Origin of the sequence: Planosporangium flavigriseum, assembly GCF_011947225.1 — a bacterium.
GTDB lineage: Bacteria > Actinomycetota > Actinomycetes > Mycobacteriales > Micromonosporaceae > Planosporangium > Planosporangium flavigriseum.
Map to the genome: position 1 here is coordinate 1 of NZ_JAATVW010000031.1, position 15,115 is coordinate 15,115.

The following is a 15,115-nucleotide window of genomic DNA, read 5'->3' on the forward strand; positions in this document are numbered from 1 at the left end:
CCTTCGCGTATCCGTCCTAACCTGACCCGATGACGACGCCGCGCCGGCCGCCGCTGGCCGAGCAACTCGACCTCGTTCCCCACCCCGAGGGCGGCTGGTACCGGCAGACCTGGCGAAGCGCGATCGAGGCGGACTTCCCCGGCTACCGCGGGCCGCGCGCCGTGGCGACCGCCATCTACTTTCTGCTGCACCCCGGCGAAGAATCCCGCTGGCACACCGTGCGCTCGGACGAGCTGTGGCTGTGGCACCGTGGCGGCCGCCTGGCGCTGCGCCTGGCCGGCTCGGGCGACGCGCCCGGCGCCGACGTCGTCGAAATGGCGCTCGGACCACGCGTCGAGGCGCACTACCGTCCGCAGGCGGTCGTACCGGGCGGGGTCTGGCAGTCCGCCGCGCCAATGGACGACGAGCCGGTACTCGTCACCTGCGTCGTCGCACCCGGGTTCGACATGGCCGACTTCCGCATGATCTGAGCGGTCGTCTGGTTCAACCACACCGCGGCCTTCATGCGGATCAGAAGCACGGACCGCCGAAAACCCTCAACCGCGGCGGGTGGCCGCCGATGATCGGGGTGCAACGCACGATTTCCCCCTTGGGGTTAAGGGGACCTGGGGAATGGCCGCCGTGCGGGCGCCGGGGAACACCCGTGTCGCGCCCGCACGGCGGCCATTTTTGTGGGCCGTGCGCGCCGCGCCACACTCCCTACGGCATCCTAGGATGCTAGGTTATATTGGTACCGACGGCGGGTTCACGGCGGATTCCAAGGCCAGTCCCGGCCAGTTCCAAGTGTCAGCCGGGTGACGGTCGGCGCGCCGGCTAGGGACGCTGGAGTTGGACACCGCCGACGGCCTACCGAGGAGACCCCTTCCAGTGCGCCTTCGCACGGCCTTCAGCGCTCTCGCCCTCACCGCGTGGGCGACCGCCGTGACGCTCGGGGCGGTTACGGCGTCAGCGAGCATCGCCGGCACCGGCCAGTCCGGTAACCTGCCGGGACCGTTTCTGCGCTTCGCCCATGGCGCGCGGCCAAGGGCGGGACCCGCGCCCACCCTCAGCACGGCGAGCAAATCCGCTCCCCCGCTGCTGGGTCCCGCGCCGGTCCGCGTCTGGGTACCGGGCTTCTTCTCGTGGGCGCTGCTCGACCGCTCGACCGGCGCGATGTACGGCTCCGCCAACTCCGCCGACACCACCACGAGCACCGAGTCGATGATCAAAATCTGGATCGCCTCGGACGATCTGCGGCGCCTGCCACCCGACGGGGCGCCCGACCAGTACCGGCTCGACGAGCTGAGCCGGATGATCCGCGACAGCGACGACTCCGCCGCCGAGGACATCTACCAGCAGAACGGTGCGGACTCCGTCGTACAGCGCATGATCAGCATGTGCGACCTGGCCGAGACGTCCATCGCCGAGGGCTGGTGGTCCCGCACCGAGGTATCGGCGCGGGACGCCGTACGGCTGGGCATCTGTATCACCGACGGGCGCGCGGCCGGCCCGAAGTGGACCAGCTGGGTGCTTGGCGAAATGCGACAGGTACGCGGTGACGGGCGCTTCGGCATCGTCGACGCCCTGCCGACGCCGGTGGCGACCCACATCCCGATCAAGAACGGGTGGACGGTGGTCGGCGCCGAGTGGCGCGTCAACTGCCTGGCCGTTGTCGACGAGTATGTGCTGGCCGTGCTCACCCGGTACCCGGAAGGCCTGGGCCTCGCCTACGGCGCCGACATCTGCCGCAGCGTCACCGCCCAGCTACGGACGCCTGCGAGGTAGCCGCTACCCGGTAGTCGCCTACTCGGTCGCGAGCCTGACGCCGGCGTCGGGATCGGCGTGCTGCACGACCTCGAACTCGAGCAGGGTCGCACCGGTCGCGACCGGCCGCTCCCGTTGCCCGGCGTGCGCCTGACGGGCCCCGCTGCCCGCCCACGCCTGGAAGGCCTCCTCGCTCTCCCACCTGGTGTAGACGAAGTAGCGGTTCTCGCCCTTCACTGGCCGCAGCAACTCGAAACCGAGAAACCCGGGCGCGCCTTCGACCGCCCGGTGCCGGTCGGCGAACCTGCGCTCCAGTTCCGGGCCGGCGCCTTCCGGCACCTCGATCGCGTTGATCTTCACAACCGCCATGAATTCACCGTAACGGACACACGCAGTCTCAGCGACCTCCCAGTCCCCCTTCAGCACTCGCAAAGGCCACAGAGCAACGCTGAATTTATGACCCCCATCGAACCCGTCCCGGACGGGCCCGAGGCAGGGCCCGCGCACTCGGCCACCCCTAGCCCGGGGCCACCGATCGGCTCCCTGCCACGATGGATCCCCGACCAGCCGTACCCGAGTGTGCCGATGGCCGCCACACCGCGGGGCAGGTGGCGTACACGCATCGTGACCGGTTTGGCCGCGATCGTGCTCGCGTTCTGCGCCGGCGTGACCGGCGGGTACCTGGCGCACCGACTCGACGGCACCAACTCGATCATCGCGAGCGTCGGCGCTCCGGCAGCCGGGGTCGTGGACCGCGACTCCCTGGCGCGCGTCGCGGCGGCGGTACAGCAGAGCGTCGTCTCGATCGACGCCGGGACGGCCGAGGGTTCCGGCGTCATCTTGAGCACCAACGGCTACGTGCTCACGAACAACCACGTGGTATCGATGGCCCGCGGCCGTACGGTCCAGTTGACCTTCGCTGGGGGCAGGACGGCGACGGCCGGCATCGTGGGTACCGACACCGCGCACGACGTCGCGGTCGTCCGGGCGAACGGCGTGTCCGGGTTGCCCGCGGCCACGTTCGGCGACAGCCAGAAGGTCCAGGTCGGCGACGCGGTATTAGCGATCGGCAGTCCGCTCGGCCTCCAGGGCACGGTGACCGCCGGTATCGTCAGCGCGCTGCACCGTGACCTGCGGGGCCCTGCGCGGAGCGCCGGCACCTTCTTCTCCATCACGGACGCGATCCAGACGGACGCGGCCATCAACCCGGGCAACTCCGGTGGCGCATTGGTCGACCGGGCCGGACGGGTGGTCGGCATCAACACCGCCATCGCCACCGCTGGTCAGAGCGAGGGCAACATCGGCGTGGGCTTCGCCATCCCGAGCAACACCGCCAAGCAGATAGCCGATCGGATCATGACGTCCTAGAGATCGGCGCGCCGGTAATTCGGCCGCGGAACCAGCTCGGGACCCGCGTCAGCGGTCCTGGGCCGGCGTGTTCTGAACGCCCTGCCACACCACCCGGGCCCCACTGTCACCGACCCGGTACACCTGAACCAGGTTCGCCCCGGCGATGACGACGGCGACGCCCGCGACGAAGAGGGTGAGCGGGGAGCTTCCGACCCGAGGGCGGTCTGCGGCGGTGGGCGAAGCGGGTATGTCGGCTCGCGCCACCCGCCGCTGCAGCACGTACAGCGCCACGGCCGCCGCGAGCAGCGGCAGCGCGAACCAGAGCAGAGTATCGCCGAGCTCCGCGTGCTCACCCGGGTCGCCGAGCCGGCGTACCAGGTTGTCGCCGCTCTCGGTGGCGACCGGAACGGCCGCGGTGGCCACCGTGGTGACCAAGACGACGAGGCCGCCGTACCGGGCCCGCCACGAACTGCGCAGCGCGATCGCGATGACGCCGAGGCAGGCAATCGGCAGCAGAACCACGACAGCGTGTACGACCAGCGCGTGCAAAGGTAGCCCATTGACAAACTCGGGCACGATGGCCTCCTGTCCGGTGCGGCGAATGTGCGCCGCAATCCTGCCGCACGATCCTTGGAAAAACCTTATAAACCACCCACCACCGCAGGGCTCGTTCGCGTCACCCCGACGGCAGCGAATGCGGACCGGCCGACGGTAGCGAAAAATGCCAATGCCGACAATCAGCGTGGATTGGAGGAGCCGATGATGTTCGTCTATACGGTCAACCGTGCGGGCCGGAGGGTGTCGGTGACAACCGGAGGCGAGCTGGACGTGACCACCGCCGGACCGTTCGGCACCATGCTGTGCCAGCTCGCCACATCCGAGCCGGCCAACGAGCCGGCCAACGAGCCGACCTCCGAGCCGGCCAACGAGCCGACCTCCGAGCCGACCTCCGAACCGACCGACGAGCCTTCCAGCGAGTCGATCGAGCAGATCGAGGTTGATCTTGGCGGTCTCCTGTTCATCGACTCCACCGGCATCGCCGCGCTCAACCGGGCATACCGAACAACCAGTCGCAACGGCTGCGTACTGGTCGTGACGAACGCGACCGGCGCGGTGCGGCGCGCGCTCGAACTGACCGGCGCGATCGCGCACCTCGCACCGTGCGCGGAGTCCCAACCGGGCCGCTCCTCCGCCGACCTGGACTCCGGCCGCCCGTCCGCGTAGCGGCGGCATCACGTAGCGGCAGGCATGACTGGGCACCGCCGGAACGGGGTACGCCGCACAGTGTGATCCTGGTGGGAACCTCGGGCTGGCAGTACCGCGACTGGCGGGGCCGGTTCTACCCGCGAGACCTGCCACAGCGGCTGTGGCTGGAGTGGTACGCGGCCCGGTTCGCCACGGTAGAGGTCAACAACGCGTTCTACCGCCTACCGGAGCGCCACACGTTCTCCGACTGGCGGCGGCGCACGCCGGACGACTTCGTGGTGGGCGTGAAGATGAGCCGGTACCTGACCCACATCAAGCGCCTGCGCGAACCGCACGAGCCGGTCGCCCGCTTCCTCGACCGGGCGGCCGGCCTCGGCGACAAGCTCGGCCCGGTCCTGCTGCAACTTCCACCGACCCTCCGCGCCGACGCCGGTCTGCTCGACGCGGTCCTCGCGGAGTTCCCGGGACACGTGCGGGTGGCGGTCGAGCCCCGGCACGAGTCGTGGTGGGCACCCGGCATCCGGGAAACGCTGACTCGCCGGGGCGCCGCGCTGTGCTGGGCCGACCGGCTCGGGCGGCCCGTGACCCCGCTGTGGCGGACGGCGGACTGGGGTTACCTGCGGCTGCACGAAGGGCGTGCGCGCCCGCGCCCCTCGTACGGCCGGCAGGCGTTGAGCACCTGGGTCGACCGGATCGCCGACACGTTCTCGGAAGACGAGAACGTGTACGTGTACTTCAACAACGACCCGGGCGGCGCCGCGATCCGCGATGCGGTCACCCTCGCCGGCCTGGTCCGCAGCCACGGGCTCCCGGTGACCCGCGCGCTGTACGACCCGAAGAGCGAGCTGGTCCCCTGACCCGATCGGCTCCCTGATCATGGTCCCCGATCATGGCCGGACGCCCGGTTTCGCCTGATCCCTGAGGGGTAGCCACTGCCAGGGACCGATTGGACTCCGGGGGCAGTTGAACGCCGCCCGAGAGGGAGGTAGTTGGACGCCGCCCCATCAGACCGGGAAGGAAGCGGCGATGAAGGCAGTCACCTGGCACGGGAAACGGGACGTTCGCGTCGAGACCGTTCCCGATCCGTCGATCCAGGAGCCGGAAGACGCCATCGTCAAGGTCACGTCGTCCGGCATCTGCGGCTCCGATCTGCACCTGTACGAGATGATGGACCAGTTCATGACCCCGGGCGATGTCCTGGGCCATGAGGCGATGGGCGACGTGTTGGAGGTCGGGCCGGGGATCAACACCCTGAAGACGGGCGACCGGGTGGTGATCCCGTTCCAGATCGCGTGCGGGCACTGCTTCATGTGCCTGGAAGGCCTGCCTACCCAGTGCGAGACCACCCAGGTCAAAGAGTACGGGATGGGCGCCGCGCTGTTCGGGTACACCAAGCTGTACGGGCAGGTGCCCGGCGGGCAGGCGGAACTGCTCCGGGTGCCGTACGCGGAGTTCGGGCCGATCAAGGTGCCCGAAGGGCCGCCGGACGATCGGTACGTGTACCTGTCGGACGTGCTGCCGACGGCGTGGCAGGCCGTGGAGTACGCGGCGATCCCCCAGGGCGGCAGCGTAGCGATCTTCGGGCTCGGCCCGATCGGCGACATGTGCACGCGTGTCGCCATGCACCGGGGCGCCGAGCGGGTCATCGGCGTCGACCTGGTGCCCGAGCGGCTGGAACGGGCGCGCGGCAACGGCGTGGAGACCGTCGAGTTCAAGGAGCACGACGACATCGTGGCGAAAATCCAGGAGATGACCGCCGGTCGCGGACCGGACTCCGTCATCGACGCGGTCGGCATGGAGGGCCACGGCACGCCCCGGACCACGCTCGCCGAGAAGCTCGGCACCGGACTCCCCGGCGACCTACTCAACAAGCTGCAGGAGAAGGCCGGCGTGGACCGGATGGCCGCGCTGTACATGGCGATTGACACCGTGCGGCGGGGCGGCACCGTATCCGTCATCGGCGTGTACGCCGGCCTGGCCGACCCGTTGCCGATGCTGCAGATCTTCGACAAGCAGGTCGAGCTTCGGATGGGGCAGGCGAACGTGCGGACCTGGATCGACGAGATCATGCCGCTGCTGACCGACGAGGATCCGCTCGGCGTGGACCACTTCGCGACCCACCGGCTGCCGATCGACCAGGCGCCCAAGGCGTACGAGAACTTCCAGAAAAAGAAGGAAGGCACCGTGAAGGTGCTGCTCAAGCCGCAGGAGACCGAGCGTCGATCCGAAGAGGCGTTTGAGCAGAGGTCCGTCTGAGAATGTACGACCCCGAGTGGAACCGGCGTGCCTCCTGCCGGCTCCACTCGGGTGCAAGTATTGACGTATGGCTCTGACGCTGCTCGCCTCCCCCGAGTTCACCGCCGTCGGCGGCGTCCGACTGCTCGGCATCGTCGTCGGTACAGTGCTGCTCCTGGCGGCGATGCGGATGATGTTCGGCCGACGCAAGTAGGGGCCGCGAGCAGCGGCTAGGTAGCGACGCTGGCCCGGTCGGCGAGTCGACGCAGCAGCAGCGCGGGCTCTCCGGACGCGACATCGAGCAGCCGCCGGATGAGCGCGTGCGTTGCCGGGCGCCGGCGCACCTCCTCGGGCGCCACCTGGTCGGCCCGTACGACGGCGGCGGCGGCCTCCGGATACTGGCGGCACTGCCGGTGCGCCTCAGCCATGTCGAGCAGGTAGGTCGCTTTCCGCTCGCGCGGCAGCCGCGCCAGCGACTGAGGCTCGATGGTTCGCGCGTACGTCACCGCGCGACCACCCTCGTCCATCCTCACCAGGGCGGCCAGCCGGTGCAGCGCGACGTTCGTGACGCCGAACGCGCTGACCGGGTCGCAGTAACCGGGGCCCAACTGGCGGGCGATCTGTTCGGCTCTGCGGTGCATGGTCAGCGCGGTGTCGACGTCGCCCTTCTGCGCAGCGGCGATCTCGGCGGGCAACAGCAGCATCCCGTACATCGACAGCAGTTGCCGATCCTGGGAGGCGAGCTCAGGCTCCATCCGGGTGGCCATCGCGATCAGCACGTCCAGGGAATCCCGGGGCTGCCCGAGGCAGGCGAGCGCACGAGCGACGCAGCGGCTGGCGCGGGCGAGGCAGACGGTGTCGCCGACGCTCCGGGCCGTCAGCATCGCGCGATCCGCGGCGAGCCACGCCAGCTCGATCGTGTCCAGCTTGAGCAGCGTCGAGGAGGCGAGCCGGTAGGCCATCACCAGGTGGCGCGCCGCTTCCACCCGGTTGAAGCCGTCGAGCGTCGCGACGGCGCGCTGCGACTCGGCGATGAGCCCGGGCAGGACCCTGCCCATCGTCGTCAGGTGCGACGCCAGCCAGGCCGCGCACGCGTAGTCGACCTGCCTGCGCAACCTGACCGGGTCGGGAGCCTCTCCCGCACCGTCGAAGATCACCTTGTACGAGCAGAGCGCGTCACGGATGGCACACACCTCCACCGCATCGGGGCTTTCGGCCGCCCTGCGCGCCGCGTCGTCGTCGGTCAGCGCCGCGACGTCGATCTGCAGAGCATTGGCCACCGCCTCGAGCATCGGCAGGCGGACCAGTCCGCGCTGCCCGCTCTCCACTTTGTCCACCCAGCTGATGGACCGGTCGACCAGGTCGGCGAACTGCTGTCGCGTCAACCCCCGCCGCGATCGCCAGTACCCAACCCTCCGGCCGATGTCGCGGTTACGAACGTCCATGTAGTCCCCCACAAACGGTCAGGGTAGCCACATCCGATCGGCCATCTTGCACAAAATGTGCCGCCCCGCGCCGAGACATTGATGGACATGACGCACGCCCAGCCCTTGACCTGGTGGTTCATATAGGTACCGGGCCACAGGAACGCGACATAGCGAATCCGCCGCGCAGTGCACAGTTGTGCGAAGCCACAGCCCCCGCGATCGGCAGTACCCCCTGCGGCCGCGCGCACCCCGACCCAGGGCGACGCAGCACGATCACGACACGCTTTGCCACAATAGAGAAAAACATCCGGTTTGCCCCCAACCGCTGCTAACGTGACGCCGCGATGTCCAGCAATGCGCGGTACAGCAGCGGTGCACGCCCCGACGGCGCACGCTCCAGCGGCGCACGCTCCAACAGCGCGCGCCGTCAGCCGGCGCCGGCCAGAAGAACGACGGCCGAGAGAACGACGGCCACACGAGCGGCGGCCAACCGAACGACGGCCCCGAAAGCGACGGCCAACCGAACGACGGCCCCGAAAGCGACGGCCCGCGAGGCGAGGTCGAGCAAGCCGGCGGGCCTCGCCCTGAGCGTCACCCTGCTCGCCACGCTCATCGCCGCGGGCTGTGTCCACCGATTGCAGACCCTCGACTCATCCGGCACGGCCAAGCCGCCCGGGGCGTTCCAGGCCCTGGGCGGTGAGTTGCCCGAGGCGAACCAGACCCCACCGGGGGGCACCGCCGGGCAGGCGGAGTCGTGGCGCCCGGCCGGCGGGACGGCGCACACTCAGCCGGCGGCGAGCGTGACCCCGACACCGGCGCCCGCTGCGCCCACCCCGGGCGCGGCGGGGAGTGTGACCGTCAACCGCGGCCCCGGCGACTGGATCAGCTGGGCGCTGCTCGATCGGCGTACCGGCACATTCGTCACCGGCGGCGACGCCGGCACCAACTCCACCGAGTCGATGGTCAAGGCCTGGATCGCGGCCGACTACCTGAACGGGCTCGGCGGCAAAACGCCGAGCCCGGCCGAGACCGACCTGCTGCGCACGATGATCCGCGACAGCAACGACCAGGCGGCGGAGACGCTGTACCTGCGCCGCGGCAACGACGCGGTCATCAACCGGATGATCTCCACCTGCGGGCTCACCGACACCCGGGTGTACCACGGGTGGTGGAGCCTGACGCAGATCTCCGCCCGCGACGCGGCACGCTTGGGCGACTGCATCGCCGACGGCCGGGCCACGAACGCCCGCTGGACGGCCTGGCTCCTCAGCGAGATGCGCCAGATCCGCGGCGAGGGCCGCTTCGGCATCGCCGAGGTACGGCCCGACACCGCGGTCAAGAACGGCTGGACGAAATGGTCGGACGGCACCTGGCACGTCAACTGCCTCGGCGTCACCGACCGGTGGACGCTGTCCGTGCTCACCCGTTACCCGGCAAGCTACGGCCTCGCCCACGGCGCCGAGATCTGCCGGGCGGTCACCCGTCAGGTCGCCCCGCCCACCTAGGAACCAGGCCTGAGTACCGGGCGCAGCGCATCGAGGACCGCCGGATCGTCGATCGTGGACGGCACCGGCTCGGCCGCCCCGTCGGCGATCCCGCGCATGGTGCGGCGCAGGATCTTCCCCGAGCGCGTCTTCGGCAGCGCCGGCACGACGTCGACCTGCCGTAGCGCGGCGACCGGACCGATGCGGTCGCGGACCATCGCGACGAGCTCCGCGGCGACGGTGTCGGGGACGGCGTCGATCCCGGCCTTGAGCACCACGAACCCGCGGGGCACCTGACCCTTCAGCCCGTCGGCCACCCCGATGACCGCGCACTCGGCCACGGCGGGGTGCGCGGCGAGGACCTCCTCCATCGCGCCGGTGGACAGTCGGTGCCCGGCGACGTTGATGATGTCGTCGGTGCGGCCCATGACGTAGAGGTAGCCGTCGGCGTCGAAGCGACCGCCGTCGCCGGTCAGGTAGTGACCGGGGAACGCCGACAGGTAGGAGGCGACGAAGCGCTCGTCGTCGCCCCACAGCGTGGGCAGGCAACCGGGCGGCAGCGGCAGCCGGATCACGATCGCGCCGTCGGCGCCGGCCGGGACGTCGTTGCCGGCCGAGTCGACCACGCGGACATCAAAACCGGGCACGGGTACGGACGGCGAGCCCGGCTTGGTCGGCAACGGCTCCAGGCCACGCGGATTGGCGGCGATCGGCCAGCCGGTCTCGGTCTGCCACCAGTTGTCGATGACCGGCACGCCCAACCGCTCGCCGGCCCACGCGTACGTCTCCGGGTCGAGCCGCTCCCCCGCGAGGAACAGGTGCCTCAGGTTCGACAGGTCGTGGTCGGCGATCCGCGTACCCTGGGGGTCCTCCTTCTTGATCGCGCGGAACGCGGTCGGCGCGGTGAACAGCGTCCGCACCCGGTGCTGCGCCGCCACCCGCCAGAACGCGCCGGCGTCCGGCGTACCGACCGGCTTGCCCTCGTACAGGACGGTCGTCGCCCCGGCGAGCAGCGGCGCGTAGACGATGTACGAGTGGCCGACGACCCAGCCGACGTCGGAGGCCGTGAACATCACCTCGCCCGGCCCGGTGTCGAAGATGTTCGACATCGACCAGTGCAGCGCGACCGCGTAGCCGCCGCTGTCGCGCACGACGCCCTTGGGCCGGCCGGTGGTGCCGGACGTGTAGAGGATGTAGAGCGGGTCGGTGGCGGCGACCGGCACACACTCGGCCGGCTCGGCGCCGGCGACCGCGTCGTCCCAGGTGAGGTCGCGCCCCTCGACCAGGTCGGCCGGGCACTGTGGGCGCTGGAAGATCACGCAGTGCCGCGGCTTGTGCGCCGACTCCTCGATCGCCGCGTCAAGTAGCGGCTTGTAGGGCACCACCCGGCTGACCTCGATGCCGCACGAGGCCGCCACGACGACCGCCGGCTTGGCGTCGTCGATGCGCACGGCCAGTTCGTGGGCGGCGAAACCGCCGAAGACCACCGAGTGCACCGCGCCGAGCCGGGCACACGCCAGCATCGCGATCGCCGCTTCGGGCACCATCGGCATGTACACGACGACCCGGTCGCCGCACTCGACCCCCAGGTTTTTCAGCGCTCCGGCGAACCGGGCGACCTCGTCGCGCAACTCCCGGTACGTGTACGTGCGGACGCTCCCGGTCACCGGGCTGTCGTAGATGAGCGCCGCCCGGTCACCGGCACCGGCCTCGACGTGCCGGTCGAGCGCGTTGTGGCAGACGTTGAGCACCCCGTCGGGGAACCAGCGGTAGAACGGCTCCCGGTCCCGGTCGAGGACGCGGCCCGGCGGGCTGAACCAGTCGAGGCCCTTGGCCGCCTCGCCCCAGAAGCCCGCCGGGTCGGTGATGCTGCGCTCGTACGTTTCGCGGTAGTTGGTGCTGGATGTGCCGTTACGGGTGGAGCCGGTGCTGGATGTGCCGTTCATAGCGTCATCTTGGTCGCGGGGCCCAGTCCCCACCAGAGCGTCCCGCCAGGCGGGCACGGCGAACGGTCACCCGGGCGTGACGAACGGTCACGGCTCGACGGTCAGGGCTCGACGGTCAGGGCTGCACCCTCACCGCTGCGCCGGCTGCTGCACAGCCGCCGTGAGATCCATCGTGTCGCCCCGGGAGACCGGGCGTACGAGGTGGTCGAGGTGGCGGCGGCGCACCGCGTCGCGGAAGTCACCGAGCCCCGAGCGGAACACCGTGTAGTCGTTGTAGTGAATCGGCACCGCCAGCGCTGGTTCGACCAGGTCGACCAGGCTGGCGCCCTGCTCGCCGTCCATCGTCAGCAGCAGCCCGAGGACCCGGGTGCCGCCGAGGTGGATCAGCATGACGTCGATGTCGGGCAGCCGCTCCGGAATCTCGCGCAGCCACCACCGGTACAGGGTGTCGCCGGTCTGGTACAACCGCAGCCGCCGCTCGCCGGCGACCTCCCAGTCGAGCACGGCCCCCATCGTCTCCGGCATGAGGCGGTGGATCCCGTTCGGCCCGTGCTGGGCGGGCACCGACGTCACCCGTACCCGCTGGTCGCCCTTGTGGAAGTCGACGCTCTGCCAGGTCCGCAGGCCGATGGTGTCGCGGAACCGCCAGGTCCGCGCCAGGCGGCCCGCAGCCGACGGGGTGGTCGCGATCGGCAGCGCCCGCGGCAGCCGGGCCTTGGCGACCCGGTCGAAGTGGTCACCGTGCAGGTGCGAGAGCACGATCGCGTCCAGGTCCGGAAGCTCGTCGATGTCCATGGCGGGCTGGGTACGGCGGCGGCTCCAGAATCCGTACCCGAGATAGGCCGACTCCCCCACGTGCAGGAAGTTCGGGTCGGTCAGCAGCGTGAACTCGCCCAGCCTCAGCAGGGTCGTGGCGTTCCCCACGAAGGTGACCGAGGCGTCCTGTCTCATCGGCTGTCACCTCCCGCCCGATCGCTACCCGACAGGCAAGTGATCATGTGCGGTGCTTCACGGTTTCCGTCCGGTCACAAAGGTTCACCGCGCGCAACGACGGCCGACATGAGGGGCATGTACGAGGGATCTGCGGTACCTGGACGGCTGAGCGCGTCGCGGGAGTTGCTGCGCTTGCTGATTGACGAGGTGGGCACGCCCGGTGCCGCTGCGATGCGGCGGATGCCGCGGCTGCTGGCCGAGGTGGACCAGCACGCCGCCGAGGTGCGGGACGCGCTCGGCGACGGCCGCACCGCGCCCAGCACGGTGGCGCTCGCCGGCTACACGGAGGGCCTCATCCACGCCGCCGAGGAGGCCGGCTGGGAGTTTCCGGCCTCGATCGACTGGGCCGTGCGCGACTGGCGGGTGGTCCGCCTGCTCGCGATCTGCCTGCTGGCCTCCGATGGCCGGGAACTCTGACGGCCGGGAGCTCTGACGGCCGCGGGCTCGCACTGTTGATCCGCGCCTCGACGGGGTAAGCGGATCTCATGAGAGCTGTCGCACTGACCGAATTCGGCGGTCCGGAAGTCCTTCACCTGCAGGAACTGCCCGATCCCGGGCCGGGGCCGGACGGGGTCGTGATCCGGGTACGCGCCGCCGGGGTCAACCCGGTCGACTACAAGATCCGGGCCGGCTACCTGAAGGACGCGTTCCCGTACGCCTTCCCGCTGATCCCCGGCTGGGACGTGGCCGGCGAGGTGGCCGCCGTGGGCCCGGCCGTGACCCGGTTCGCCGTCGGTGACGCGGTCATGGCGTACGCCCGAAAGGACCACATCCAGTGGGGCACCTACGCCGAACTGGTCCGCGTCCGCGAGGAGGCCTGCGCCCTCAAGCCGGACGCGTTGACGTTCACCGAGGCGGCCGGGCTGCCCCTGGCGGGGCTCACCGCGCTCCAATCGCTCAACGCGGTCGACGTCGGCCCGGGCGACGTGGTCCTCGTACATGCCGCAGCCGGCGGGGTCGGGCACCTCGCGGTCCAGATCGCGCGGGCGCTCGGCGCGGTTCGCGTGATCGGCACGGCCTCGCTGCCAAACCACGACTTCATCCGCTCCCTGGGCGCCTACCCGATGGAGTACGGTCCGGACCTGCCCGACCGGGTCGCCCACGTCGTCGGCGTGGACGGGAAGGTCGACGCCGTCACCGACTACGTGGGCGGCACGGCGCTCGAACAGAGCCCGGCGCTCGTACGCGCCGCCACCCGGCACGTCTCGGTTGTCGACCCCAAGGTCAAGGAGCAGGGCGGACGGTACGTGTTCGTGCGCCCCAACGGCGGCCAGTTGAAGGCGCTGGGCGACCTGGCCACCGACGGCCGACTGCGGGTCGAGGTCGGCCACGAGTTCCCACTCGAGCAGGCCGCCGAGGCACACCGGCTGCTGGAGGGCGGCCACGTCCGCGGGAAGATCGTCCTGACCGTACCGTAAACAGGTGCGTGTCCGACCTGTCTCACCCGACGTCCTCGTCGAGGAGCTGACCGACGTCATCGACGCCAGACCTCACGGGCGGTGGCTGCGGGTGGCGATCGACGGGGCGCCGCCCACCGGCCCGCACGACCTGGCCGACGCGCTGGTCACGCCGCTGCGGGTACGGGGGCGGCCGGTCCAGCGGGTACGCGCCGACGACTTCCTGCGCCCGGCCTCGCTGCGGCTGGAGCGGGGCCGCACCGATCCGGACGCCTTCTACGAGGACTGGCTCGACGTCCGCGGCCTCACCCGGGAGGTCCTCGACCCCCTCGGGGACGCCGGTACCGGGCGGATCCTGCCCACACTCTGGGACACCGCGATGGACCGGGCGACCCGGGCCGGGTACGTGAGCGTGCCGGAGGGCGGAATCCTGCTCCTGAGCGGCGCCCTGCTCCTGGGCACCGGGCTCCCCCTGGACCTGGTCGTCCACCTGTCGACGTCGCCGGCCGCCCTCGCCCGCCGGACCGCGGACGCCGACCGCTGGACGCTGCCGGCGTACGCGCGGTACGCCGACGAGGTCGATCCGGCGCTGCTGGCCGATGTGGTCGTCCGGGTCGATGACCCCCGGCACCCCGCACTGGTCGCCGAAGCGTGACGGTTGCATGATGTTGACCGTGAGTGTGACCTTTTACTTCGACCCGATCTGCCCGTTCACCTGGCGTACCTCACGCTGGATCCGCGAGGTGGCCGCCCGCCGTAGCGAGGAGGTGCGGTGGCGGCTGATGAGCCTGAGCGTCCTTAACGAGGGCAAGGAGGTACCCGAGGAGTACCGGCCGGCCTTCGAGTGGAGCAAGGGCGCGCTGCGCGTCCTGGCGGCCACCGATCAGAAGCACGGCCAGGAGGCGGTCGACCGGCTCTACACCGCCCTCGGTGAGCGCATCCACGACCGGGACACCGCCAAGGACGCGGCCACGCTCGCCGGGGCGATCGCCGACGCCGGCCTGCCCGCGGACCTGGCGGCGTCCGCCGAGGACACCGCGCTGGACGCGGCCGTGCGTACCAGCCACGACGAGGCGCAGGCGCGCGTCGGCACCGAGACCGGCAGCCCGGTGACCGCCTTCGACGGCGGTGCCGCTTTCTTCGGGCCGGTGCTGGCGCCGATCCCGGCGGGCGACGAGGCCGACCGGCTGTTCGAGGGGCTGCGCCTGCTGGCAGGCGTGCCGCAGTTCAGCGAGGTCAAGCGGGCGCGCAACCCGCTCTAAGGGGTTGAATGATTGAACACAGCCGCGCCGGGGTCTCGTTACGTCTGTAGATTGACGTGGCGACGTACGGGA

At 70.7% G+C, this 15,115-nt stretch carries 17 protein-coding genes; 12 read left to right on the top strand and 5 right to left on the bottom strand.

The window, feature by feature from the left end; genetic code table 11:
• Positions 1-29: 29 nt before the first annotated feature.
• Entirely contained in the window at positions 30-470 is a 441-nt protein-coding gene (locus HC028_RS25530; RefSeq protein ID WP_168079986.1) for a cupin domain-containing protein, read from the top strand.
• A gap of 397 nt (positions 471-867) precedes the next feature.
• Positions 868-1,764, top strand: a complete 897-nt coding sequence (locus HC028_RS25535) for a hypothetical protein (protein ID WP_168079987.1) — start codon at positions 868-870, stop codon at positions 1,762-1,764.
• An 18-nt stretch (positions 1,765-1,782) separates the two neighbouring features.
• Here the strand turns inward: HC028_RS25535 and HC028_RS25540 are convergent, their stop codons facing one another.
• Positions 1,783-2,112 carry an antibiotic biosynthesis monooxygenase family protein gene (locus HC028_RS25540; RefSeq protein WP_168079988.1) on the bottom strand — a complete coding sequence of 110 codons (330 nt, stop codon included), beginning with the start codon at positions 2,110-2,112 and terminating at the stop codon, positions 1,783-1,785.
• A gap of 255 nt (positions 2,113-2,367) precedes the next feature.
• Between HC028_RS25540 and HC028_RS25545 the strand changes: the two genes are divergently transcribed.
• Complete coding sequence (locus HC028_RS25545) at positions 2,368-3,111, top strand: S1C family serine protease (RefSeq protein ID WP_239075712.1); 744 nt, start codon at positions 2,368-2,370, stop codon at positions 3,109-3,111.
• A 48-nt stretch (positions 3,112-3,159) separates the two neighbouring features.
• On the opposite strand, the gene HC028_RS25550 is transcribed toward HC028_RS25545, so the two are convergent.
• On the bottom strand, positions 3,160-3,669 hold the full coding sequence (locus tag HC028_RS25550; RefSeq protein ID WP_168079990.1) for a DUF2231 domain-containing protein: 510 nt from the start codon (positions 3,667-3,669) through the stop codon (positions 3,160-3,162).
• 186 nt (positions 3,670-3,855) lie between these two features.
• Between HC028_RS25550 and HC028_RS25555 the strand changes: the two genes are divergently transcribed.
• The 4 genes from HC028_RS25555 (at position 3,856) to HC028_RS28265 (ending at position 6,748) form a co-directional block, all read left to right on the top strand.
• Positions 3,856-4,317 (top strand): STAS domain-containing protein, encoded by a 462-nt coding sequence (locus tag HC028_RS25555; protein ID WP_168079991.1) that lies wholly within the window; start codon positions 3,856-3,858, stop codon positions 4,315-4,317.
• 62 nt (positions 4,318-4,379) lie between these two features.
• On the top strand, positions 4,380-5,156 hold the full coding sequence (locus HC028_RS25560; protein ID WP_168079992.1) for a DUF72 domain-containing protein: 777 nt from the start codon (positions 4,380-4,382) through the stop codon (positions 5,154-5,156).
• A gap of 169 nt (positions 5,157-5,325) precedes the next feature.
• Positions 5,326-6,555: a zinc-dependent alcohol dehydrogenase gene (locus tag HC028_RS25565; RefSeq protein ID WP_168079993.1), complete on the top strand. Its 1,230-nt coding sequence runs from the start codon at positions 5,326-5,328 to the stop codon at positions 6,553-6,555.
• A 67-nt stretch (positions 6,556-6,622) separates the two neighbouring features.
• The gene (locus HC028_RS28265; RefSeq protein WP_275408283.1) at positions 6,623-6,748 is read left to right on the top strand and encodes a hypothetical protein; all 126 of its coding nucleotides are present in this window, start codon (positions 6,623-6,625) and stop codon (positions 6,746-6,748) included.
• 16 nt (positions 6,749-6,764) lie between these two features.
• On the opposite strand, the gene HC028_RS25570 is transcribed toward HC028_RS28265, so the two are convergent.
• A complete protein-coding gene (locus HC028_RS25570) occupies positions 6,765-7,979 on the bottom strand; it encodes a helix-turn-helix domain-containing protein (RefSeq protein ID WP_168079994.1) in 1,215 nt (404 codons plus the stop codon).
• A gap of 326 nt (positions 7,980-8,305) precedes the next feature.
• Here HC028_RS25570 and HC028_RS25575 point away from each other — a divergent pair, with 326 nt between their 5' ends.
• Positions 8,306-9,466: a serine hydrolase gene (locus tag HC028_RS25575; protein ID WP_168079995.1), complete on the top strand. Its 1,161-nt coding sequence runs from the start codon at positions 8,306-8,308 to the stop codon at positions 9,464-9,466.
• On the opposite strand, the gene HC028_RS25580 is transcribed toward HC028_RS25575, so the two are convergent.
• Together HC028_RS25580 and HC028_RS25585 are read right to left on the bottom strand one after the other, a co-directional pair.
• Entirely contained in the window at positions 9,463-11,391 is a 1,929-nt protein-coding gene (locus HC028_RS25580) for a propionyl-CoA synthetase (protein WP_168079996.1), read from the bottom strand. The genes HC028_RS25575 and HC028_RS25580 overlap by 4 nt on opposite strands.
• Positions 11,392-11,520: 129 nt before the next feature.
• Positions 11,521-12,342 (bottom strand): MBL fold metallo-hydrolase, encoded by an 822-nt coding sequence (locus HC028_RS25585; RefSeq protein WP_168079997.1) that lies wholly within the window; start codon positions 12,340-12,342, stop codon positions 11,521-11,523.
• Positions 12,343-12,459: 117 nt separating this feature from the next.
• Here HC028_RS25585 and HC028_RS25590 point away from each other — a divergent pair, with 117 nt between their 5' ends.
• The 4 genes from HC028_RS25590 (at position 12,460) to HC028_RS25605 (ending at position 15,043) form a co-directional block, all read left to right on the top strand.
• Complete coding sequence (locus HC028_RS25590) at positions 12,460-12,801, top strand: DUF6401 family natural product biosynthesis protein (protein ID WP_168079998.1); 342 nt, start codon at positions 12,460-12,462, stop codon at positions 12,799-12,801.
• 68 nt (positions 12,802-12,869) lie between these two features.
• Complete coding sequence (locus HC028_RS25595; protein WP_168079999.1) at positions 12,870-13,802, top strand: NADP-dependent oxidoreductase; 933 nt, start codon at positions 12,870-12,872, stop codon at positions 13,800-13,802.
• A 4-nt stretch (positions 13,803-13,806) separates the two neighbouring features.
• Entirely contained in the window at positions 13,807-14,436 is a 630-nt protein-coding gene (locus HC028_RS25600; RefSeq protein WP_168080000.1) for a nucleoside/nucleotide kinase family protein, read from the top strand.
• Between the two features lie 19 nt (positions 14,437-14,455).
• The gene (locus HC028_RS25605) at positions 14,456-15,043 is read left to right on the top strand and encodes a mycothiol-dependent nitroreductase Rv2466c family protein (RefSeq protein WP_239075711.1); all 588 of its coding nucleotides are present in this window, start codon (positions 14,456-14,458) and stop codon (positions 15,041-15,043) included.
• The last annotated feature ends 72 nt before the right edge of the window (positions 15,044-15,115 follow it).